Origin of the sequence: Nonomuraea sp. NPDC049607 (assembly GCF_040675375.1) — a bacterium.
Classification (GTDB): domain Bacteria; phylum Actinomycetota; class Actinomycetes; order Streptosporangiales; family Streptosporangiaceae; genus Nonomuraea.
In genome coordinates this window covers 127,409-149,176 of the sequence record NZ_JBFAOV010000009.1, presented here as the reverse complement: position 1 = coordinate 149,176, position 21,768 = coordinate 127,409, and the positions used below count along the sequence as shown (strand labels likewise).

Below are 21,768 nucleotides of genomic sequence, written 5' to 3'. Positions count from 1 at the left end.
CCTTCATTCTCGTCGGCGGGGACGCCGGCGAAACAAGTCCAGGAGGTGAATGATGGACGGCATCGCGGAGTTCCGCACGACGGTCCTCGACTGCCCGGAGCCGCGGGCGCTCGCCGAGTTCTACTCTCGGCTGCTCGGCTGGCCCGTCACGTACGAGGACGAGGACTGGGTGGTCGTCGAGGACGGCGGCTCGCCCAAGCGCCTGGCCTTCCAGCGCGTCCCCGGCCACCGGCCGCCGACGTGGCCGGACGGCGAGCGGCCGCAGCAGCTCCACATCGACGTCACGGTCACCGACCTGGACAAGGCCGAGCGGCAGGTGCTGGAGATCGGCGCGACCAAGCACGAGCGGCAGCCGAGCGAGGACGACAGCTTCCGGGTCTTCCTCGACCCCGCCGGCCACCCGTTCTGCCTCTGCAAGGACTGAGCGGGCGCCTGTCCCGTCCCGGAGCAAGGCGGGAGCACGCGCCCGCCCCGCACCGAAGCGGGGCGGGCGCGCGGTCAGCGGGCCGCCTGGGCCAGCAGGTCCACGGCCTTGCGCGGGCGGCCGGAGGCCAGTTCGTGGTCGGCCGCCGCCTGAAGGTCGAAGCGCCTGCCCGTGGCCTGGGCGACGTCCCTGGCCACCGAGACCACGGCGTCGTCCACGGCCGCCGAGTCGGTGCGGGAGCGTTCGAGCAGCGAGGCCGACGTCCCCACGGCGGCCAGCACGGCGCGCGCGTCGCGGACCGAGCCGTCGGCGTGCCACGCCCGCTCGCCCAGCGCGAGGGTCAGCGCCGCCGCCGCGGCCCTGGACGGTCCGTCGCCGCCGGCGAGCGTGTCACGGGCGGCCCTGAGCCGGTCCCGCGCCCGATCGGTCCGCAGGCCCCACCCGTACGGCCACAGCGGGTCGTAGGCGGCGTCGCCCACGTTGACGGGCACCTGCGCGGCCGTCCGGAACCAGGTGAACGGCAGCCGCCCGGTGTACGGCACGGCCCCGAACAGCGGGTCGGCCACCCCTGAGCCCTCGGTGCCCGGCAGCCAGGACGCCACCACCGCCTCGACGCCCGTCAGGTCGCCCAGCGCCAGCGGACGCCCCGACACGACCAGCACGACGCATCTCATCGCCGCGCACACCCGGTCCACCGCGGCCCGGTCGGCCGCCGACAGCTCCAGCGTGCGCCCGGCGCGGCCCACGTCGCCCACCCCTTCCGCGTACGGCTTCTCGCCCACCACCACGACCCCCACGTCGTGCCCGGCGAGCGGCGCGGAGGCGTCGGCCGAGTAGGTGACCGACGCGGCGCGGGCCCGGACGGCCCGCAGGATCGTCGTGCCCGGGGTGATCGGGCCGGTGGAGCCCTGCCAGGTGATCGTCCAGCCGCCCGCCTGGGCGCCGAGGTCGTCGGCGTTCGAGCCGGCCACGTACAGCCTGGCGGTGGGGCTCAGCGGCAGCAGGGCGCCGTCGTTCTTCAGCAGCACCTGCGACCTGGCCGCCGCCGTACGGGCCACCGCCCGGTGCGCCGCCGAGCCGACGTCGCCGATGCCGGACCGGTCGGCGTACGGGCGCTCGAACAGGCCCAGCCGGAACTTCTGCGTCAGGATCCTGGAGACCGCGTCGTCGATCCGCGACATCGGCACCCGCCCGGCCTCCGCCTCGGCCTTCAACGCGGCGAAGAACGCCGGGTACGCGTACGGCACCATGATCATGTCCAGGCCGGCGTTGACCGAGGTGCGCACGTCGCTCGCGTAGTCGCCGGGGAGCTGGTCGATGGCCTGCCAGTCGCTGACCACGAATCCCTTGAAGCCGAGCCGGCCCTTGAGCACGTCGGTGATCAGCTCCTGGTGCGCGTGCATCTTCAGCGGGCCGTCGCCGAAGTCCACGCTGGAGAAGGACGGCATGACGCTGCCGACGCCGCGCCTGACCGCCTCGGCGAACGGCGCCAGGTGGAGCGCCTCCAGCTCCGTCCTGGTGGTCCTGGTGACGCCCTGGTCGATCGTGTAGTCGCCGGTGGTCGAGGAGCCGTACGCGGTGCCGCCGTCGCCGGCGTAGTGCTTGGCGGTGGCCAGCACGCCGTTGTCCTGGAGGCCGTCCACGATGGTGGCCAGCCTGGAGACCAGGGCGGGGTCCTCGCTGAAGGACTCGTACGCGCGGCCCCACCGGTCGTCGCGTGAGACGCACAGGCACGGCGCGAAGTCCCACGGCACGCCGGTGGCCCTGACCTCGCGGGCGGTGATCTTCCCCTCCTGCCTGACCAGCTCGGGGTCGCGGGTGGCGCCCATGCCCACGTTGTGCGGGAAGATCGTCGCGCCGACGACGTTGTTGTGGCCGTGCACGGCGTCCACGCCGTAGATCAGCGGGATCTGCAGGCGGGTCTGCAACGCGCGGGCCTGGAAGGCGTCGATCATGTCGGCCCAGGCCGCCGGGGTGTTGACGGCCGGGGTCGAGCCGCCGCCCGACAGCAGCGAGCCGAGCACGTACGTGGCGATGTCGCTCTGCTTGGCCAGCGCGCCGCGTTCGGCCTGCGTCATCTGGCCGACCTTCTCTTCCAGGGTCATCCGGGCCAGCAGGTCGGCCACGCGTTGCCGGACCGGGCGGCGCGTGTCGAGGTAGGGCAGGCCGTGCGCGTTGATCACGATGACCGGCTGCTCGGCCGGGGGCCTGGCGCCGGAGCCCGAGAGGGTGAGGGGGATGGTCTCGGCGACCTCGTTCTCGCCGTCGGCGAGCGTCTTGACGGTGAACGTCCTGGACGAGCCGGAGGCCGTGCCCGCCGGGAAGGTCAGCGTGCCGCGCGCCGGGGTGTAGTCCGCGCCCGGGGTGGCCGTGCCGGTGCCGGTGGCGTAGTCGACGGTCAGGGCGGCGGGCAGGGGAGCGCCATCGGCCGTGGTGAGCGTGACGCCGACCTGGGCGACGCCCTTCTCGTCCACCGTGTAGACGGGCCTGGTGGTGGACAGGCGGGCCGGGCGGGGCGGCGCGGTGCCGTAGACCTGGACGTCGTCCCAGATCAGGGTGCCCGAGGCAGCCGGCAGGCGCATCGAGTAGCCCCACATGGCGACCAGGTCGAGCTCGCCGTCCGTGGGCGCGCCGCCCGGCTGGTAGTCGGCGCGGCGGACGAAGTCGGCGAAGGGCGTCCTGATCTGCCGCCAGCCGGCGGTGTCGTCGGTGAAGGAGGACTCGAACAGCTCGGACGCGCCCGCGCCGGCGCCGCCGTCCTTGATCTCGAAGAAGACCTTCTGGCCGGAGCCGGTGCCGTTCACCCAGAACGAGAAGCCCTCGTACGGGGACCAGTCCTGGGTGGCGGACAGGTCGTGGGACCAGCCGCCCCACTGGCTCACGTCGTAGACCGCCTTGAGCGCCCGGTTCGCCGCGGTGGCGTCCGGGCGGTCCTGGGCGGGCTGCACGGTGAGCGTGGGGGTGGAGGGGGCGTCGTTGCCCCAGGCGGACACGCCTTGGGGGACGCCGTCGGACTCGAAGTCGGTGACCGTACGCGGTTCGGCCGCCGCCTGGGCGGCGGGCGGGACGACGGCCAGCGAGGCGACCAGGGCGAGGGCCGTCCATAACGATGGTCTGGCTCGGAACACGTTACCTCCCAGCAGAGAGAGCGCTCTCACGAAGGGATCGTGCCGCGAGCCGGTTTCATAACAGCCTGACGGGAAACCGCTCTCGCCCGCGTCCGGCGGAGGGGGCCGGGCCCCTCCGCCGGACGGCGGTCACTCCTCGTCGGCCGCCTGAGACGTCGGCGCGTCCGTCTCGGGGCCCGCTGCCAGGGCGCCGCCGACGGCGCCGATGGTGTGCGTCAGGCGCACGCCCGAGCCGTCGCGGCGGCCCACCTCCTCCGGCAGCGGCACCGGCTTGCCCACCGCCGACACCGCCTTGGCGGGCGCGGGGCCGGCCCAGGCGAGCAGCAGCTCGTCCTCGCCCTTCAGGAAGCGCTGGGCCCGCACACCGCCCGTGGCCCGCCCCTTCGGCGGGAACTCGGCGTAGTCGGAGACCTTGCCGCCGCCGACCTGCGTGCCCGGCAGCGCCGTCGAGGACCCGGCCACGGTGACCACCTGCGACGGACGCGAGGGGTCGACCACGCCGAACCAGATCACCCGGGCGCCGTCGTCGAGCCGGATGCCGGCCATGCCGCCCGCCGGACGCCCCTGGGGACGCACCAGCGAGGCCGGGTAGCGCAGGAGCTGGGCGTCGGAGGAGATGAAGACCAGGTCGTGGTCCTCGGAGTCGAGCTCGGCGGCGCCCACCACGGTGTCGCCGTCCTTGAGGGCGATCACCTCGAAGTCGTCGCGGTTGGCCGGGTAGTCGGGCACCACCCGCTTGACCACGCCCTGGGCCGTGCCCAGCGCGAGCCCGGGGCTGTCGGGATCGAGCGAGCCGAGGCCCACGACCTTCTCGTCCGGCTGCAGCGAGACGAACTCGGAGACCGGATGGCCGCCCGACAGCGTCGGCGGGTTGGCCGAGGGCGGCAGCGTCGGCAGATCGACCACCTGGACCCGGATCAGCCGCCCGAGCGAGGTCACCACGCCCACCTCACCGCGTACGGACGTGCGCGCCACCGACACCAGCACGTCGTGCGCGGACCGATCGCCGTCACCCGCCAGCGGAGCGGCGTCGGACGTGCGGGCCAGCAGCCCGGTCGAGGACAGCAGCGCCCAGCACGGGTCGTCGGCCACCTGCAGCGACACCACCGGCGTGCGGGCCACGCCCGGCGCCTCCAGCAGCACGGTACGGCGCGGCGTGGCGTACTTCTTGGCCACCTCGGCCAGCTCGCCCGAGACCACCTGCCGCAGCTTCGTCTCCGAGGACAGGATCTCGGTGAGCGCCGCGATCTCCTGGCTCAGCGTGTCCTTCTCGCTGTCGAGCTCCAGCTTGTCGAACCTGGTCAGCCGGCGCAGCGGCGTGTCGAGGATGTAGGCGGCCTGGATCTCGGTCAGGTCGAAGACCTCCATCAACCGGGCGCGGGCCTGCGCCGAGTCGTCGGAGGAACGGATGACCTGGATGACCTCGTCGATGTTGAGCAGCGCGATGATCAGGCCGTCGACCAGGTGCAGGCGCTCCTCGCGCTTGCGCCGGCGGTACTCGGACCTGCGCCGCACGACCTCCAGCCGGTGGTCGACGTAGACCTGCAGCAGCTCGCGCAGGCCGAGCGTGCGCGGCTCGCCGTCGACCAGGGCGACGTTGTTGATGCCGAAGGTCTCCTCCATCGGCGTGAGCCGGTAGAGCTCCTCCAGGACGGCCTCGGGGATGAAGCCGTTCTTGATCTCGATGACCAGGCGCAGGCCCTTGTGCCGGTCGGTGAGGTCCTTCAGGTCGGCGATGCCCTGGAGCTTCTTGTTGGTCACCAGCTCCTTGATCTTGGTGACCACGCGCTCGGGGCCGACGTTGTAGGGCAGCTCGGTGACGATGATGCCCTTGCGCCGCGGCGTGATCTGCTCGACCGCGCACCTGGCCCGCATGCGGAACGTGCCGCGGCCGGTCTCGTAGGCGTCGCGCACGCCCTGCAGCCCGATGATCGAGCCGCCGGTCGGCAGGTCGGGGCCGGGCACGAACTTCATCAGCTCGTCGAGCGTGGCGTCGGGCTTCTTGATCAGGTGACGGGCGGCGGCCACGACCTCGGCGAGGTTGTGCGGCGCCATGTTGGTCGCCATGCCGACCGCGATGCCGGTGGTGCCGTTGACCAGCAGGTTGGGGAACGCCGACGGCATGACCGTGGGCTCGGTCTCCTGGCCGTCGTAGTTGGGCTTGAAGTTGACGGTGTCCTCGTCGAGCGACTCCACCATGAGCATCGCCGCCGGGGCCAGCCTGGCCTCGGTGTACCGCATGGCGGCCGGCATGTCGTCGGGGGAGCCGAAGTTGCCGTGGCCGTCGACCAGCGGCAGGCGCATGGAGAACGGTTGCGCCAGGCGCACGAGGGCGTCGTAGATGGCGCTGTCGCCATGGGGGTGGAGCTTGCCCATGACGTCGCCGACGACGCGCGAGGACTTGACGTGGCCGCGGTCGGGACGCAGGCCCATCTCGCTCATGGAGTAGAGGATGCGCCGCTGCACCGGTTTGAGGCCGTCGCGAGCGTCGGGCAGAGCCCGCTGGTAGATCACCGAGTACGCGTACTCGAGATAGCTCTTGCGCATCTCGGAGGAGACGTCGATGTCGACGATCCGCTCCTCGAAGTCCTCAGGCGGGGGTGCAGTCGTACGTCGGGCCATGTCGAACATTGTGCCGAAGAGACTCGGGTGCCCGCGACTCGTCGGCGCGTCTCCTGGCCTTGACCAAGCAATTGCTTGGGTCTTACCGTCGGAGACGAGGACCCCGTCCCCCCGCCTCCGGAGGCTTCGCCATGATCGAGTTCCATCCCGTGACCAAGCACATCGGCGCCGAGGTCACCGGGGTCGATCTGCGCAAACCCCTCTCCCCGGAAGACGTCGCGACCCTGCGCGAGGGGTGGCTGAGGCATCTGGTGCTCTTCTTCCGCGACCAGCACATCGACGACGAGCAGCACCTTCAGTTCGCCCTCAACTTCGGCACGCTCAACCATCCGGCGTTCAAGAAGGACTCCGGCAGCCCGATCCACGTCCTCGACCAGACCTCCCCGAAGGGCGAGGGCGGCGACGAATGGCACAGCGACAACACCTTCGAGCCCACGCCGCCGATGGGCTCGCTGCTGCGCTGCATGCAGCTGCCGAGCGTGGGCGGCGACACCTGCTGGGCCAACACCTACCTGGCCTACGAGACGCTGTCGCCGTCGATCCAGCGGCTGTGCGACGAACTGACGGCCGTGCACGACATCACGATGTCGATGAAGAAGGCGATCTCCAAGGGGCACCCGTTCGACCTGGCCGAGATCCAGGCCAAATGGCCGCCGATCGAGCGCCCGGTCGTCCGCGTGCACGCCGAGACCGGCCGCAAGGCCCTGTTCGTCAACCGCGCCTCCACCACCCGCCTGGTGGGGCTGAGCGACCGCGAGAACGAGGCCCTGCTGCCGATGCTCATCGACCACATCCGCTCGCCCGAGTACCAGTGCAGGCTGAACTGGCGCCCCGGCACGCTCGCCTTCTGGGACAACCGCCCCACCCAGCACTACGCGGTCGCCGACTACACCGAACGCCGCCGCATGCACCGCGTCACGATCAACGCGTTCCCCGAGCACGCGGACGGGCAGGGCCTCACGGCTTGAGGCCCGCCCAGCTCGACAGGGCGAGGAACAGGAGCAGCAGGGCCTCCACGCCGTAGACGATGTTGCGTCCCGTCGGGCCGATGAGCACGTACGCCACGGCGGCCAGCGTGCACCCCACCACCAGGATCACGTCGACGACCCCCAGGACGATGGCCAGCGCCAGGCGTACCAGGAACCACAGGAAGCCCAGGCCGAACCAGCTCGACATCGTGGAGTCGTCGTAGGCCCACCTGGACAGCGCCATGGGGGAGTAGAAGGAGGCGTCCCAGAACTCCTGCCAGCGGTCCCCGATGCCCGCGGAGCGCTCCTTGACGGCCGTCTCGGCGTTCCTGAACTCGATGGTCCGCACGGTGCCGTTCGTGACGTCAACGATCACCTGCCGGCGGACGACCTGGATCACGGCCGTCCCGTTGACCACGGCCGTGAACTCGCCGGAACCGCTGTTCACCTTGTAGATGTGGTCGAAGCCCGCGACGTCCGGGTTGTCCGGGCTCTTGCGGGCGTCGCGGACGACGACGTAGAAGGCGTCGTCGTCCGCCTCGGGCAGGTTGTACGCGGCGCCGATCGAGAAGACGCCGACCGGCGTGACCAGCGAGGTCTCCCCCGAGACCTGGACCATCCCGTCGGACCCCCACTCCAGCTTCACCGGGAGGAATGCGGGGTGGTAGGAGGCTTTCACGCCGGTTCCGGCACAGCCCGCCGTGGTGAGGATCATGACTGCCAGGACCACCCTGGCCACCATCTCGAAGTGGTCTTCCATGGTTCTGCGGCGGCGCGTCGTCGCCGCCGGTGCCGCCGAGGTGCAGGCAAGCCCCGTCATCAGCCCTCCTGGGGGCGAAAGCCGCTTGACGACTGCTCAACGTTCCTCCCCCGCCCAACGTTCCTCCCACCTCCGGCTCCCGCCCCTGGAGGCCCTTCCGAAGGGACAGGGCCGTGGCGGCCCTGTCCCGCGTCCTCCCCCCCGGAGGGACAGGGCCGTGGCGGCCCTGTCCCGCGTCCTCCCCCCCGGAGGGACAGGGCCGTGGCGGGCCTGTTCCGCGCGCTTTCCCCCTCCCCTCCGGAGGGACAGTGGGCCATGGTGGGCCTGTTCCGTCGGTGGGAGCTGGTAATAAGGGGGACATGATTGAAGCCCCCGACGCGGCGATGCTGCGCGAAGAGGCCGAGGAGCGCCTACGGGCCCTGGCCGGCGACCACGCCCGGCTGCGAGACGACCAGTGGTCCGCCATCGAGGCGCTCGTGCTCGACCGGCGCAGGGTCCTCGTCGTGCAGCGCACCGGCTGGGGCAAGTCCGCCGTCTACTTCGTGGCCACCGCCCTGCTGCGCGAGCTCGGCGAGGGCCCCACGGTCATCGTCTCGCCGCTGCTCGCCCTCATGCGCAACCAGATCGCCGCCGCCGAGCGCGCCGGCATCAGGGCCGTCACGATCAACTCCGCCAACCCCGAGGCGTGGGAGGAGATCTACGGCCAGGTCGCCGAGGGCATGGTCGACGTGCTGCTGGTCAGCCCCGAGCGGCTCAACAACCCCGACTTCCGCGACAACGTGCTGCCCGAGCTGGCCGAGAGCGCCGGCCTGGTCGTCGTCGACGAGGCCCACTGCATCTCCGACTGGGGCCACGACTTCCGGCCCGACTACCGCAGGCTCGCCACGCTGTTCGACGAGCTGCCGCCCGGCATTCCCGTGCTGGCCACCACCGCCACGGCCAACGCCCGCGTCACGCGCGACGTCGCCGAGCAGATGGGCGAGGGCACGTTCGTGCTGCGCGGCGCGCTGGAGCGCGAGAGCCTGCACCTGAGCGTCGTCAAGCTGCCCTCGGCCGAGCAGCGCCTGGCCTGGCTGGCCCAGACCCTGCGCGAGCTGCCGGGCTCGGGCATCGTCTACACGCTCACCGTCGCCGCCGCCCACGAGATCGCCGGCTACCTGCGCGAGCAGGGCCACGAGGTGGCCGCCTACTCCGGGCAGACCGACCCGGCCGAGCGGCTGGCCGCCGAGGAGGCGCTGCTCAACAACAAGATCAAGGCGTTGGTCGCCACCAGCGCGCTCGGCATGGGGTTCGACAAGCCCGATCTGGGGTTCGTCGTGCACGTCGGCGCGCCGCAGTCGCCCGTCGCCTACTACCAGCAGGTCGGCCGGGCCGGGCGCGGCGTCGAGCGCGCCGAGGTCATCCTGCTGCCCGGCGCCGAAGACCGCGAGATCTGGGCCTACTTCACCTCCCTGGCCTTCCCGCCCGAGCCCGTCGTGCGCGCCACCCTCCAGGCGCTCGAACAGGGCGGCGTGATGTCCACCCCGGCCCTGGAGACCGCGGTCGACCTGAGCCGCAGCCGCCTGGAGATGATGCTCAAGGTCCTCGACGTCGACGGCGCCGTACGCCGGGTCAAGGGCGGCTGGGAGTCGACCGGCGAGCCCTGGGCGTACGACACCGAGCGCTACGCCCGCATCGCCGCCGAGCGCAAGGCCGAGCAGGACGCCATGCTGCGCTACCTGACCACCGAGGAGTGCCGCGAGCAGTACCTGCGCCGCCACCTCGACGACGACACCGCCACGCCCTGCGGCCGCTGCGACAACTGCACCGGCCGCCACCGTTCACCGGAGATCGCCGCCCAGGCCGTCGAGACCGCCCGCGAACGCCTGAGCAGGCCCGGTGTCGAGATCGAGGCGCGCAGGCAGTGGCCGACCGGCCTCGCCGACCTGTCCGGCAGGATCAAGCCCGAGCTCGGCGCCGAGCCGGGCCGCGCGCTCGGCCGGCTGACCGACATCGGCTGGGGCAACCGGCTGCGCGAGCTGCTCGCCGGAGCCGACGGGCCGATGGCCGACGACATGTTCAAGGCCGTGATCCAGGTGTTGTCGGCGTGGGGCTGGCAGGAGCGGCCGGTGGCCGTGGTCAACGTGCCGTCCGCGTCGCGCCCGCAGCTCGTGCGCGGCTTCGCCGAGCGGCTGGCGCAGGTGGGCCGGCTGACCTACCTGGGCGAGCTGGGCTACCGGGCGGGGTCGCCGGGCCGGCAGTTCAACAGCGCCAAGCGCGTCCAGGCGATCAGAGGCACCCTGGCGATGCCCAAGGAGCTCGGCGCCGCGATCGCCGACTGCGGCGGCCCGGTGCTGCTGGTGGACGACCGCGTGGACACCGGCTGGACGATGACCCTGGCGGCGGCCCTGATCCGCCACGCGGGCGCACCGGCCGTGCTCCCGCTCGCGCTGGCCACCACCTCGTAGCGGCGCCAGGGAGAACCCCGGCTGGGACGGCGACGCCCCGGCCGGGGAGGGGACGGGTCAGAACGGGGGACGTGCGCCCAGGTGCATGATCGCCTTGGCCGCGAGCCGGCAACCGGCGGCCAGCGACTCGGCCGGCGGCTTGCCGGCCAGCCACGGCGGCAGGAACCCGGCCGAGAACGCGTCGCCCGCGCCCGTGCCGTCAACGATCTTGTCGACCGGCTCGGCGGCCACCCGGACCGGGTCGGGACGGCCGTTGCTGAACCACAGCGCGCCCTCGGCGTTCATCTTGATGATGACCTGCGGGAACCACGCGGTGAGCACCTTGGCGGCGGCCTCGGCCTCGTCGCGGCCGGTCAGCACCTTGGCCTGGTCGATGTTGGCGAACAGCAGCTTCGCGCCGTTGGTCCATTCGAGGAAGGGCTCGGCGCCCGTACGCTCCAGCGGAGCCGACGAGGCGCAGTCGACCGAGATCGACATGCCGGAGCGCCGCGCCATGTCGAGCGCCGCGAGACCGGCGTCGCGCGAGCCCTCGTTGATCAGCGTGTAGCCCGACAGGTGCAGGTGGGCGCCCGAGGTGAACAGGTCGCGCGGCAGGTCCTCCGGCGACAGGGCGGCGTTGGCGCCCGGGTCGGAGAGCATCGTGCGCTCGCCCTTGTGCGTGACGAGCACCACGCAGGTGCCGGTGGGCCGCTCGGGGTCCATGACGAGCCGGGCGTCGACGCCGTAGCCCATCAGCTCCATGTCGCGGTTGCGGCCGGTGATGTCGGCGCCCCTGCGGCCGATGAAGGCCACCTCCGCGCCCTCGACGGCGAGCCACGAGGCGATGTTGGCGCCGGAGCCGCCGCCGTGCATCGTCACGATCGCGGGCGTGTCGCTCGCGCGGGCGAGCGCGTAACGGGCGCGCGCGACCGCGTCGGTCATGAGATCGCCCACCACGACGACCCGCGTCATGATGCCACCACCTTGCTGCCTTCAGAACGACCCTGGCCACGGCAAAACTAACAGCTTCCGGGCTGTTCGTGGGGCTGACCCCGGACACCGGGCAGCAGTCGATGCACAAGCGTTGCCCAAAGAGGCCCACCGGTCTTGGCATGTGGGATGCGGGTTTACGCTCGTGGCGTGGAGGCACAGTATCCGGCTCACTGGGAGGCCGACGTCGTTCTGGCCGACGGGGGCACCGCGCACGTACGCCCGATCAGGCCCGCCGACGCCGACCGTCTCCGTGCTTTCTACTCCCGTCTGTCCGCCGAGTCGATCTATTTCCGGTTCTTCGGCCCCCGTCCACGGTTGTCCGACCGCGACGTCGAACGTTTCACCAACGTCGACTACGACAACCGCGTGGCCCTCATCGCCACCATCGGCGCCGAGATGGTCGCGGTGATCCGCTACGACCGCACCGAGCCGGGCGAGGCCGAGGTCGCCTTCCTGGTCGAGGACGCCCACCAGGGCAGGGGAGTGGCCTCCGTCCTGCTGGAGCACCTGGCGGCCACGGCCCGCGAGCGCGGCATCGAGCGGTTCGTCGCCGACGTGCTGCCCGCCAACATGAAGATGATGGGCGTCCTGCGGCAGGCCGGCTACACCGCGGAGAGCCGGTTCGCCGACGGCGTCGTACGCATGACCCTCGACCTGACCCCGACCGAGACCTCGGCGGAGGTGACGGCCTCGCGCGAGCATCGGGCCGAGTCCCGGTCGATCGCGCGCCTGCTGGCGCCCGGGTCGGTCGCGGTCATCGGCGCCTCGCGCGAGCCCGGGGGCGTCGGCCAGACCGTCCTGCGCAACCTGCTGGCCGCCGACTTCACCGGCCCCGTCTTCCCCGTCCACCGCCAGGTGCGGGCCGTCGCGGGCGTGCGGGCCTACCCGAGCGTGACGGCGATCGACGGCGAGGTCGACCTGGCGGTCGTGGCCGTGCCCGCGGAGGGCGTGCTCGACGTGGTCAAGGAGTGCGCCGAGAAGGGCGTCCACGGGCTGGTCGTGGTCTCCTCCGGCTTCGGCGAGACCGGCGCGTCCGGCCGCGCCAGGCAGGACGAGCTGGCCCGCATCGCCCGCTCCTACGGCCTGCGCGTGGTCGGCCCCAACTGCCTCGGCATCGCCAACACCGCCCCGGCCGTCAAGCTCAACGCCACGCTGGCCGCCACCGTGCCGGGCCGCGGCCGGGTGGGCTTCTTCAGCCAGTCGGGCGCGCTCGGCACCGCGCTGCTCCAGCGGGTGGCCCAGCGCGGCATGGGCATCTCGTCGTTCGTCTCGGCCGGCAACCGCGCCGACGTCTCCGGCAACGACCTCCTCCAGTACTGGGAGGAGGACGACGCGACCGAGGTCATCCTGCTCTACCTGGAGTCGCTGGGAAACCCGCGCAAGTTCACCCGCCTGGCCAGGCGCATCGCGCGCAGCAAGCCGATCGTGGTGGTCAAGAGCGGCGGCACCCCGGCCGGCCACTCGGCCGAGGAGCTGGGGCTGCCCGACTCCGCGATCAGCTCCCTGTTCGCCCAGGCGGGCCTGATCAGGGTCGACGACCTCATCCAGCTCTTCGACGTGGGCCAGCTCCTGGCCTACCAGCCGCTGCCCGCCGGGCCCAGGGTCGCGCTGGTGACCAACTCCGACGCCCTCGGCCTGCTGGCCGCCGACGCCTGCCTGGCGGCCGGCCTCGAACCGCGCCCACCGGTCAACCTGGGCGCCGCGGCCGGGCCGGCCGAGTTCGGCGCGGCGCTCGCCGGCGAGCTGGCCGCCGAGGAGGTCGACGCCGCCGTCGTGATCTACATGCCGCCGATCCCCGGCGAGTCGGACGAGGTGGCGGCCGAGCTGCTGCGCGTCTCGCAGGGGTCGGCCAAGCCGGTGCTGGCCACGTTCCGCGGGCATCTCGGCATGCATCCGTCGTTGCGGGTGCCCGGCGACTCCGGCGGTGCGCCCGCGCGGGGCTCCATCCCGTCGTACGCGGCGCCGGAGGAGGCCGTCAGGGCCCTGGCCCACGTGGTGCGGTACGCCACCTGGCGGGCGCATCCGGCCGTGCCGCCGCCCGAGCTCGACGGTCTCGACACCGCCCGCGCCCGCGCGCTGGTCCTGGCCGCGCTGTCCGGCGCCCCGGCCCCGGCGGGGGAGGAGCCGGGCGGGTTCGCCGAGCCCGGTCCGCCGGTCGAGATCGACGCCGCCGAGCTGCTGTCGTGCTACGGGCTGACCGTCTGGCCCGCCGAGGTCGTCCGCTCGCCGGAGGAGGCCGTGGCCGCCGCCGAACGGCTCGGCTGGCCGGTGGTGCTCAAGGTGGCCGACCCGGGGGCCTCGCGCCGCGCCGGGACCGTACGCCTGGGGCTGACCGGGCCCGAGATGGTGCGCAACGCCTACGCCGAGTTCGCCGACCAGCTCGGCGAGCGGGTCGAGCTGGCCGTCCAGCGCATGGCGCCGCAGCCGGCCGTGCCCACGGTCGTGGGGGTCGTCGAGGATCGCGCGTTCGGGCCGGTGGTGTCGTTCGGGCTCGGCGAGGTGACCGCCCGCCTGCTGCTCGACCAGGGCTTCCGGCTCGCCCCGCTGACCGGCGAGGACGCCGCGGCCCTGGTGCGTTCCGTCCGCGCGGCCCCGCTGCTCTTCGGCCAGTACGGCTACCCGCCCGTCGCCGTCCCCGCCCTGGAGGAGCTGCTCGTACGCGTGGGCCGCCTGGCCAACGACCTGCCGGAGGTGGCCCGGCTCGACCTCGACCAGGTGTTGGTGGGGGAATCGGAGGTGCTGGTCCTGGGCGCCCGCGCCACCCTGCGCACCCCGGCCGGACCACGCCTGGACGGCGGCCCGCGACGGCTCTCCTGACCACGCCCACCATGTCGTTCATGTCTAGACAAAGACGTTCATAGAGCGTTATGTCTGGCGGGTGAGTGCACTGCGTGGCCCTGGCAGGATGGAGGCATGAGGGAAACCCGAGTCTCAGCCGCGGGCCTGCGTGAAGCGATCGAGCGCAGCGGCTACTACCCCGACCTCGTCACCGATGCGGTCGAATCCGCGCTGGGCAAGGAGGCCGTGACCGCATTCGTGGTCCACCACGAGGCCACCTTCGATCCCGCGATGGAGGTTCGCAGGCACGTCACCGTCCTGGTGCTGTCGACGACGAGGCTGCTGGTCTGCCACACCGACGAGCACCCGGCGGTGGAGGGCGTCTCGGCCTCCCACGCGTCCACGACGACCGAGGCGGTCCGCCTGAGCCGCGTCCAGTCGGTGGCCGTCACCCGCGTGGTGCCCGACCCGGCCTCCTACGTGCCGGGCGTGCCGCCCACCGAGGTCACCCTGACGATCGGCTGGGGCGCGATCTCCCACGTCGACCTTGAGCCGGCCACCTGCGGCGACGAGAACTGCGACGCCGACCACGGCTACACCGGCGCCATCACGGCCGACGACCTGTCGCTGCGGGTCAGCGAGGCGGCCGACGGTCCAGAGGCGGTCACCCACGTGCTGGCCTTCGCCAAGGCCCTCTCCGAGGCCACCGCCCGAGCCGCCGCCTGACACCACACCCGGCCACCCCCACAGCAGCCGTCAGAGCCACCGTCAGGACCACTGCCACAGCCATCCGCCGGGCCGCCGCCGGGCCACGGCCGGCCACTAGGATGTGGGGATGCTGCCGGACTACGGCGCCGGGTCGCTGGCGGACCTCCCCGGTTCGCTGCTGGCCGCCCTCGGCCTGACCGAGCCCAACCCGCTGGCCCTCGACCCCGCGGCGCGCGTCTGCCTGCTCCTGGTCGACGGCCTGGGGGCCGAGCTGCTCCGCGCCCACCCCGAGACCGCCCCCTTCCTGTCCACCCTCCCCGCCCGCACCCTCACCGCCGGTTTCCCCGCCACCACCGTCACCAGCCTGTGCTCGCTCGGCACCGGCCTGACCCCCGGCGAGCACGGCATGGTCGGCCTGATGCTGGCCGTCCCCGGCACCGGCCACCTGTTCAACTGCCTGCGCTGGACGCTCCCCGGCGGCCAGACGATGGACCCCGACGAGTGGCAGCCCGCGCCCACCGTCTACCAGCGCGCCGCCGCCCAGGGCGTCGACGCCGTCTACGTCGCCCCCGCCGAGTTCGAGGGCTCCGGCCTGACCAGGGCCGTCTACCGCGGCGCGCGCTACGTGGCCGCCGACGGCGTCGACGCCACCGTCGCCCGCGTCGCCGAGGCCCTGCGCGCCACGCCCCGCGCCCACGTCACCGCCTACTACGGCAACCTCGACGCCGTCGGCCACATGGCCGGGTGGGGTGGCGAGGAGTGGCTGAGCGAGCTGGCCGTCGTCGACGACCTGGCCCGGCGGCTGGCCGAGTCGCTGCCGCCCGGCTCGGCCCTCTACGTCACCGCCGACCACGGCATGGTCAACGCCACCGAGAAGATCGACGCCGAGAGCGTGCCCGCGCTGACCGAAGGGGTGGCGCTGCTCGGCGGCGAGGCTCGGGCCAGGCACGTCTACGCCCAGCCCGGAGCCGCCGGCCACGTCCTGGAGGCGTGGCGCGCGACCCTCGGCGACCGCGCCTGGGTAGTGTCCAGGCAGGAGGCGGTCGAGTCCGGCTGGTTCGGGCCCCGGGTGCGCGAGGCGTGGCTGGGCCGCATCGGCGACGTCGTGGCCGTGCCCCGCGCCGGCCTGGCCCTCACCGCCCCCACCCGTCATCCGATCGAGGCGCTGTTCACCGGCTACCACGGCTCGCTGACCGCCGCCGAGCTCAACGTCCCGCTGCTGGAGGTAACCACCCGATGAGTGCGCTGATCACGCCCGCCGAGCTGGCCGCGCTGCCCGACGTGTCCGTGCTCGACGTGCGCTGGCGGCTGAACGGCCCGCCCGGGATCGAGCTCTACCGCGAGGGGCACCTCGCGGGCGCCGTCTTCTGCGACGTCGACGCCGACCTCGCCGCGCCGCCCGGCGCCGCCGGCCGCCACCCGCTGCCCGGCGCCGGCGAGTTCCAGCGGGCCATGCGGGCGCTCGGCGTGTCCGACGGGCGTCCGGTCGTGGTCTACGACGACGCCGGCTCCACGACCGCCGCCCGCGCCTGGTGGGCGCTGCGCTACTTCGGCCATCGGTCCGTACGCGTGCTCGACGGCGGCCTGACGGCCTGGGCCGAGGCCGGCCTGCCGCTCACGAAGGACGAGCCCGAGGTCGTGCCCGGCGACTTCACCGCCAGGCCCGGCGGCATGCCGACCCTGACGGCCGACGAGGCCGCCGCGGTGGCCGCCGAGGGCGTGCTGCTCGACGCCCGCGCCGCCGAACGCTACCGGGGCGAGGTCGAGCCCGTCGATCCGGTGGCCGGTCACGTGCCCGGTGCGGTGAACGCGCCCACGACCGGCAACGTGGGCCCGGGCGGCAGGTTCCTCGCCCCCGCCGACCTGCGTGACCGCTTCGCCGCGCTGGGCGTGCGCGAGGGTGTCCCGGTCGGCGCGTACTGCGGGTCGGGCGTCACCGCCGCCCACGAGGTGCTGGCCCTGGAGCTGGCCGGCCTGCCCGCCGCCCTCTACGTCGGCTCCTGGTCCAACTGGGTCGCCGACCCCACCCGCCCGGTGGCCACCGGCTGAGGCCGGCACCTGGTCAGCCGGCCGGGTAGAGGGGCCGGTCGCCCGCGCCGAAGCAGACGAACCCCAGCAGCCCGGTCTTGGCCGACGCGCAGGCCAGGGCCGCGTCAGGTGCCTGCCCGGAGGCGAGCAGCTCGTGGAAGGCTCCCATCATGGCCATCGCGGCCTCGTCGCCGATGGGCACCATCCCCGCCACCACGCACGAGCTCCCGTGCGCCAGGAACGTGCCCGGCAGGCCCAGCGGCGCCCCCTCCGCCGGCGTGCGGGCCATGCCCGAGTTGCACGCCGACAACACGACCAGCTCCGGCGCGCGGCTCAGGCCCAGCAGGTCGTAGGCCATGAGCTGCCCGTCGCCAAGGGTGATGCCGGACAGCAGCGGGCTGCGGGCGTTGAAGGCGCCGTGCGCGGCCAGGTGGAGGACGTCGGCCGCGCCGAGCGCCGCCAGCACGTCGGCCCTGCGGCCGGGCACCTCCCGCCCACCCGGATGGCAGGCCAGCACGCGGGCCACCTCCTCCTCGGCATGGACCAGCGCCGGCCCGGCCGCCGCCAGCACCACCGGGGCGGCCTCCCGTACGCGGGCCCGCCGCCGCGCCCCCGCCCAGGCCGCCGCGCTCGCCGCCACGCTCACGGGACGTTCGCGCAGGCCCGGCAGCGCGCCCCACGGCAGGGTGTGCAGCGGCCCCACGGGCACCACCACCAGCGGCCGGTCGCCCAGCTCGGCCTTGAGCGGCCCCAGCAGCAGCCGCTCCAGCTCCGCACCGGCGCCGGTCAGCTCCGTGAGCGCCCGCGCGGGACCGGCCACGTCGAGCCCGGCACCCCACTGACGCAGGGCGTGGCGCAGCCGCATGATCGCCTCACGCGCCTGCCGCACGTCGCCCAGCCGCCGCAGGATGAGCCGTTCGCCGGTGACGAGCACCGCCAGCAGCGTCTCCTCGTCGGCCACGAACTCCACCAGCGCCGCGCCGTCGAGCGCCGCCCGGACCTGGTCGATCTCGGCCAGGCCGCACGCGTGCTCCGGCGCCGCGACCGCACGCCACCGCTCGGCCCACTCGAACACCTCGCCCACGCACCCGTCGCGCACCGCCAGCCCCAGCCCGAAGGCGGCCAGCCGCTCCCCGGACCGGGCGGCATGGGCGCGCAACGCCGGATCCTCGAACGTCTCCACCTGCCCGCTCACCTCGGCCAGCCCGTCACGGACCGCCCGCAGCGCCCCCGCGACGTCCTCCCGCAGCGCCGCCTCCAGGGCCAGGGCGTGCTGGCGTACGGTCACCGGGATCTGCGCGAGCTGCGTGGGCTGCGGCTCGGGGGCCAGCGAGGTCAGGCGGGTGCCGGCGGGCATCCAGCGCTCGGCGCGCTCGGCGTGCCGGGTGAGCCTGCGGAGCTGCGCCGAGGCCACCGGATGGTCGTCGACGGCCAGCGCCGCCTCGGCCGCGGCCAGCCGCAGCGCCGCGGCGGCGGCCACGTGCGAGGAGACGTCCTCCAACTCGTCGGCGCACCGGATCAGATCGGTGACCAGCGCGGACGTGACCGGCCCGAGCACCAGCCGGGCCCGCAGGACGACCTCCTCGGCCAGCGGCAGCCACGACAGCCGCTCCTGCTCGGCCAGCTCGCGCGCCGCCTGCTCGGCCACCTGCCGCGCCCGGTGGGGGTCGCCGGTGAGCAGCTCGACCTGGGCCAGCTTCAGCCGCGCCTCGGCCAGCGCCACCTGCGCGCCGGAGGACTCCAGATCGGGCACGGCCAGGCTCAGCATGGCCCTGGCCTCGCCGGGCAGGTGGGCCGCCAGCAGCGCGCCGGCGAAGTCGGCCCGCATCGTGGCCAGCCGCTCGGGGAAGCCGAACAAGGTGTCCTCCGCCTCCCGGTAATGCTCGAAGGCGCCCGCGATGTCCCCCCGCCGCACCGCGAGGAACGGCAGGTTGGCGGCCGACAGCCGGGCCAGGTGGCGCAGGCCGGCGTTCCGGGCGAGCTGCAGGCAGGCCGCGATGTCGCGCATGGCGGACTCCCAGTCGCCCCGGTAGGCGTGGATGAGCCCCCGGTTGAGCAGGCCGCCGGCCAGGAAACGCCGGTCGTCGACCGTGCCCGGCGCGGCCACGAGGGCCCGCAGCGCCCGGTCGCAGGCGGCGATGGCCTCCTGGTGACGGCCCAGGTGGGCCAGGGCGACCGCCCGCTGCGTGTCGAGCTTGGCGCGGTCGAGCGGGGACAGGTACGCCCAGGCCAGGGCGGCCACGCGCAGCGCCTGGAGCGGGTGCCCCCGCTCGGTGCGTACGGTGACCAGCGACAGCCGCGCCTGGGCCCGGCGCTCGGCCGGGGCGTCCGGGATGGCGACGGCCTGCCGCAGGCAGTGTTCGGCATTGAGAAGGTCGCCCAGCTCGCGGGCGGCCAGCGCCATGGCGCGCAGCGCGATCGCCTCGGCCTCCGGCGCTCCGGCACGGCGGGCGGCGGCGAGGACGGTGCGGCCGGCGTAAAGGGCCTGTTCGGGATCGACGTGCGCGCGCAGCACGGCGGCCTCGGCCGTCTCGACGAGCGGACCGTGGTCGGCTGCTGATCCTGGTGGGGGTGACGTGACGCTCATGGGGGACTGACCGGCGGGGAGGAGGGGGCGGGGGTGTACGGCGCGGACGTGTGCCTCGGCGGAGGCGTCACGGCCGGATGCGCACCCACCTGGTCTGGACGGGCGCATGACCGGGACGGTGGCACACCACGCTCAGCCACCCCGGCGGCAGCCCGGTGACCGCGAACCGGCCGTTGTGGGCGACCTGCCGGGTGAGGGTCAGATGCGGGGTGCGCACGTCGACGACGGAGTCTTCCCCGGGGTCGGGGAAGATCTGACCGGCGACGTCGATCAGCCCGTCGCCCACGGTCACCTCCAGGTCGAAGGTGAGACCGTCGGTGACGAACCGCACCAGCTGGGCCCCGTCGTCGAGGTCGGCGGCGACGGACCGCGACGCGCGGCCCTCGGCGGGGTCGGCCGGGTCGGCGGTCACCGCGTGCGGAACGCGCAGCCCGTAGATCTCACGCGCGGAGGCCGACACGTGCCCGGGCATCGGATCCATTCCGGCGGCGAGCCGGAGGGCCGCCAGGAAGTACTCGTCGTTGATCATTGCGCTGTCTCCTGTAGTGAGAGCAGAGTGCGCAGTTTCTCCAGGCAGCGGGCCCTGGTCGGCCCCACGCTGCCCACGGGCAACCCGAGCCGCATCGCCATCTGCTGGTTGCCCAGATCGGTCGCGACCAGCTGCAGCAGAGTACGGCAGGGTTCCTGCAGGGCGGAGACCGACTTCCACAGCAGGCGCCTGCCGTCGGCCTCCAGCACGGCGGACGCGGGATCCGGCTCCTCGACGGCCCCGAAGGTGGGCCTTCCCTCCGGATCGCTGACCAGCAGGCCCGACGACTCCTTCCGCAGCAGGAGGAGCGCCTCACGGCGGGTGGTCGTCATCAGCCAGCCGCCCACCCGCGAGGGGTCGCGGATGTCGTGCATGTGCTGGAGCAGCCGCAGCCAGGCGCCCTGGACCGCGTCGGCGGCATCGGCCTCGCCCAGCCCGCACGAGCGGGCCAGCGCCCACATGCGCGGGCCGAACCGGGACTCCAGCTCGTCCCAGGCGGATCGGTCGCCGTCGGCCGCGTCGAGGAGCAGCTTCGCCGGATCGCGCAAGTCGCTCATGCGGCCTCCTTTCGTCCCACACGGGGAGGTCATCCTGTCTCCTCGTGATTGACTGAGGACTGAGCGTAAACTCTACAGACTCGTGGGTACGAGAACTCCCAGATCGGGAATTTGCCGGGACCTCCGGGAGTCGAGCAGTCGCTCCACGGCCTCCTTGGCCGGTTCGCTCCGGGCGGCGTCGGCCACGGCCCCCGACACCAGGGCGGCGGCGAACGACGTGCCGCTCCAGGCGGCGTAGCCGCCGAACTCGCCCGTGTCCAGGAAACTGCTGGTCAGCCAGTCGCCGCGGGCGCAGGCGTCGACCCAGGTGCCGTACCCGGAGAAGGGCGCGCGGCGCTCCTGCGCGGCGTCGAGGGCCGCCACGCCCACCGCGCACGGCAGGGCGGCGGGCCAGAACGGCCGGTCGGAGGCGGTGTTGCCGGCGCAGGCCACCGTCACCGTGTCCTTCAGCGCGCCGATGGCGTCGGACAGCAGGGGCGGCGGCCGGTCGTCGAAGGAGTGGCAGCCGAAGGAGAGGTTGAGCACCTGGGGCGGGTCCTCGCGCATGCGGTGGAGGGTGCGCACCACGGTCGCCTCGTCGCCCAGGCCGTCGCCGTCGAGCACCCGGCGCACCCGGAGCCTGGCCCCGGGCGCCTGGCGGGTCAGCAGGCCGGCGACGAACGTGCCGTGCCCGGCCTGCGTCCCCCGGACGGCGTCGGCGCCCTCGGGGCCGAGCCTGGCGTACCAGTCGCTGCCCGACCACCAGGGATGTTTCGCCACGCCGGTGTCGAGCACGGCCACGACCACGTCGGAACGCGACCTGCCCGCCCGGTACGACACCGGCGGCACGGGGAAGGGCCGGGAGGCCGGGCCGCCGAAGAACAGCGGCTGGCCGGTGACCACGTGGTTGGGCGAGGCACGGAAGCCCCGGTCGCGCAACTCGGCGGTGATCTCGCACGGGTCCACCCCGGCCGACAGGTGCAGGACGGTCACTCCGTCGGCCTCGGAGACCGCCTGCGTCCAGCGGGCGGCGACCGACACCGCGCCGCGGTCGACCAGCACCTGACCTGGCCGGATGTACGCCTCGCCGACAGATTGCATGTCCATGAGGCGGTATGTTTCCCCGCCTGCCACAACTGTCACGTGACACGCCCGCACCAACTTGGTATGGCCCCCCTCTGGTGTCCGATGGCGACCGACGGTAGTCTCTCCCTAGTCACTTGTGATCATCCCGGGGCGAGGCCGTTGGGGAAGGCGCACCTCGTACCGAAACGGGAGGTC

General features: G+C 73.5%; 15 protein-coding genes. 7 read left to right on the top strand and 8 right to left on the bottom strand.

The window, feature by feature from the left end:
- Positions 1-49: 49 nt before the first annotated feature.
- A complete protein-coding gene (locus AB0J97_RS20000; RefSeq protein WP_357698546.1) occupies positions 50-424 on the top strand; it encodes a VOC family protein in 375 nt (124 codons plus the stop codon).
- Between the two features lie 74 nt (positions 425-498).
- On the opposite strand, the gene AB0J97_RS19995 is transcribed toward AB0J97_RS20000, so the two are convergent.
- Positions 499-3,552: a glycoside hydrolase family 3 N-terminal domain-containing protein gene (locus AB0J97_RS19995; RefSeq protein WP_364090638.1), complete on the bottom strand. Its 3,054-nt coding sequence runs from the start codon at positions 3,550-3,552 to the stop codon at positions 499-501.
- 129 nt (positions 3,553-3,681) lie between these two features.
- Positions 3,682-6,183, bottom strand: a complete 2,502-nt coding sequence (locus AB0J97_RS19990) for a DNA topoisomerase IV subunit A (protein ID WP_364090635.1) — start codon at positions 6,181-6,183, stop codon at positions 3,682-3,684.
- A gap of 122 nt (positions 6,184-6,305) precedes the next feature.
- Between AB0J97_RS19990 and AB0J97_RS19985 the strand changes: the two genes are divergently transcribed.
- The gene (locus AB0J97_RS19985) at positions 6,306-7,142 is read left to right on the top strand and encodes a TauD/TfdA family dioxygenase (RefSeq protein WP_357698538.1); all 837 of its coding nucleotides are present in this window, start codon (positions 6,306-6,308) and stop codon (positions 7,140-7,142) included.
- Here the strand turns inward: AB0J97_RS19985 and AB0J97_RS19980 are convergent.
- A complete protein-coding gene (locus AB0J97_RS19980; protein ID WP_364090632.1) occupies positions 7,132-7,962 on the bottom strand; it encodes a hypothetical protein in 831 nt (276 codons plus the stop codon). The genes AB0J97_RS19985 and AB0J97_RS19980 overlap by 11 nt on opposite strands.
- A gap of 299 nt (positions 7,963-8,261) precedes the next feature.
- On the opposite strand from AB0J97_RS19980, the gene AB0J97_RS19975 reads away from it, so the two are divergent.
- On the top strand, positions 8,262-10,349 hold the full coding sequence (locus tag AB0J97_RS19975) for a RecQ family ATP-dependent DNA helicase (RefSeq protein ID WP_364090629.1): 2,088 nt from the start codon (positions 8,262-8,264) through the stop codon (positions 10,347-10,349).
- A gap of 57 nt (positions 10,350-10,406) precedes the next feature.
- On the opposite strand, the gene AB0J97_RS19970 is transcribed toward AB0J97_RS19975, so the two are convergent.
- Positions 10,407-11,300, bottom strand: a complete 894-nt coding sequence (locus AB0J97_RS19970) for a sugar kinase (protein WP_357698532.1) — start codon at positions 11,298-11,300, stop codon at positions 10,407-10,409.
- A gap of 168 nt (positions 11,301-11,468) precedes the next feature.
- Between AB0J97_RS19970 and AB0J97_RS19965 the strand changes: the two genes are divergently transcribed.
- From AB0J97_RS19965 to AB0J97_RS19950, 4 genes are all read left to right on the top strand, one after another.
- Positions 11,469-14,138, top strand: coding sequence for a bifunctional GNAT family N-acetyltransferase/acetate--CoA ligase family protein (locus tag AB0J97_RS19965; protein WP_364090624.1), 2,670 nt, complete (start codon positions 11,469-11,471; stop codon positions 14,136-14,138).
- 96 nt (positions 14,139-14,234) lie between these two features.
- Positions 14,235-14,825, top strand: a complete 591-nt coding sequence (locus AB0J97_RS19960; protein WP_352323634.1) for a DUF5998 family protein — start codon at positions 14,235-14,237, stop codon at positions 14,823-14,825.
- Positions 14,826-14,934: 109 nt separating this feature from the next.
- On the top strand, positions 14,935-16,047 hold the full coding sequence (locus AB0J97_RS19955; RefSeq protein WP_364090619.1) for a nucleotide pyrophosphatase/phosphodiesterase family protein: 1,113 nt from the start codon (positions 14,935-14,937) through the stop codon (positions 16,045-16,047).
- A complete protein-coding gene (locus AB0J97_RS19950) occupies positions 16,044-16,856 on the top strand; it encodes a sulfurtransferase (protein WP_357698523.1) in 813 nt (270 codons plus the stop codon). The genes AB0J97_RS19955 and AB0J97_RS19950 overlap by 4 nt, the downstream gene beginning before the upstream one ends.
- Before the next feature lie 13 nt (positions 16,857-16,869).
- Here the strand turns inward: AB0J97_RS19950 and AB0J97_RS19945 are convergent, their stop codons facing one another.
- From AB0J97_RS19945 to AB0J97_RS19930, 4 genes are all read right to left on the bottom strand, one after another.
- Positions 16,870-19,422: a CHAT domain-containing tetratricopeptide repeat protein gene (locus AB0J97_RS19945; protein ID WP_364090614.1), complete on the bottom strand. Its 2,553-nt coding sequence runs from the start codon at positions 19,420-19,422 to the stop codon at positions 16,870-16,872.
- A gap of 67 nt (positions 19,423-19,489) precedes the next feature.
- Positions 19,490-19,951, bottom strand: a complete 462-nt coding sequence (locus AB0J97_RS19940) for a hypothetical protein (RefSeq protein ID WP_364090611.1) — start codon at positions 19,949-19,951, stop codon at positions 19,490-19,492.
- On the bottom strand, positions 19,948-20,508 hold the full coding sequence (locus AB0J97_RS19935) for a sigma-70 family RNA polymerase sigma factor (protein WP_357698515.1): 561 nt from the start codon (positions 20,506-20,508) through the stop codon (positions 19,948-19,950). Before AB0J97_RS19935 ends, AB0J97_RS19940 begins: the two co-directional genes overlap by 4 nt.
- Before the next feature lie 72 nt (positions 20,509-20,580).
- A complete protein-coding gene (locus AB0J97_RS19930) occupies positions 20,581-21,594 on the bottom strand; it encodes a S8/S53 family peptidase (RefSeq protein WP_364090607.1) in 1,014 nt (337 codons plus the stop codon).
- Between the last annotated feature and the right edge of the window lie 174 nt (positions 21,595-21,768).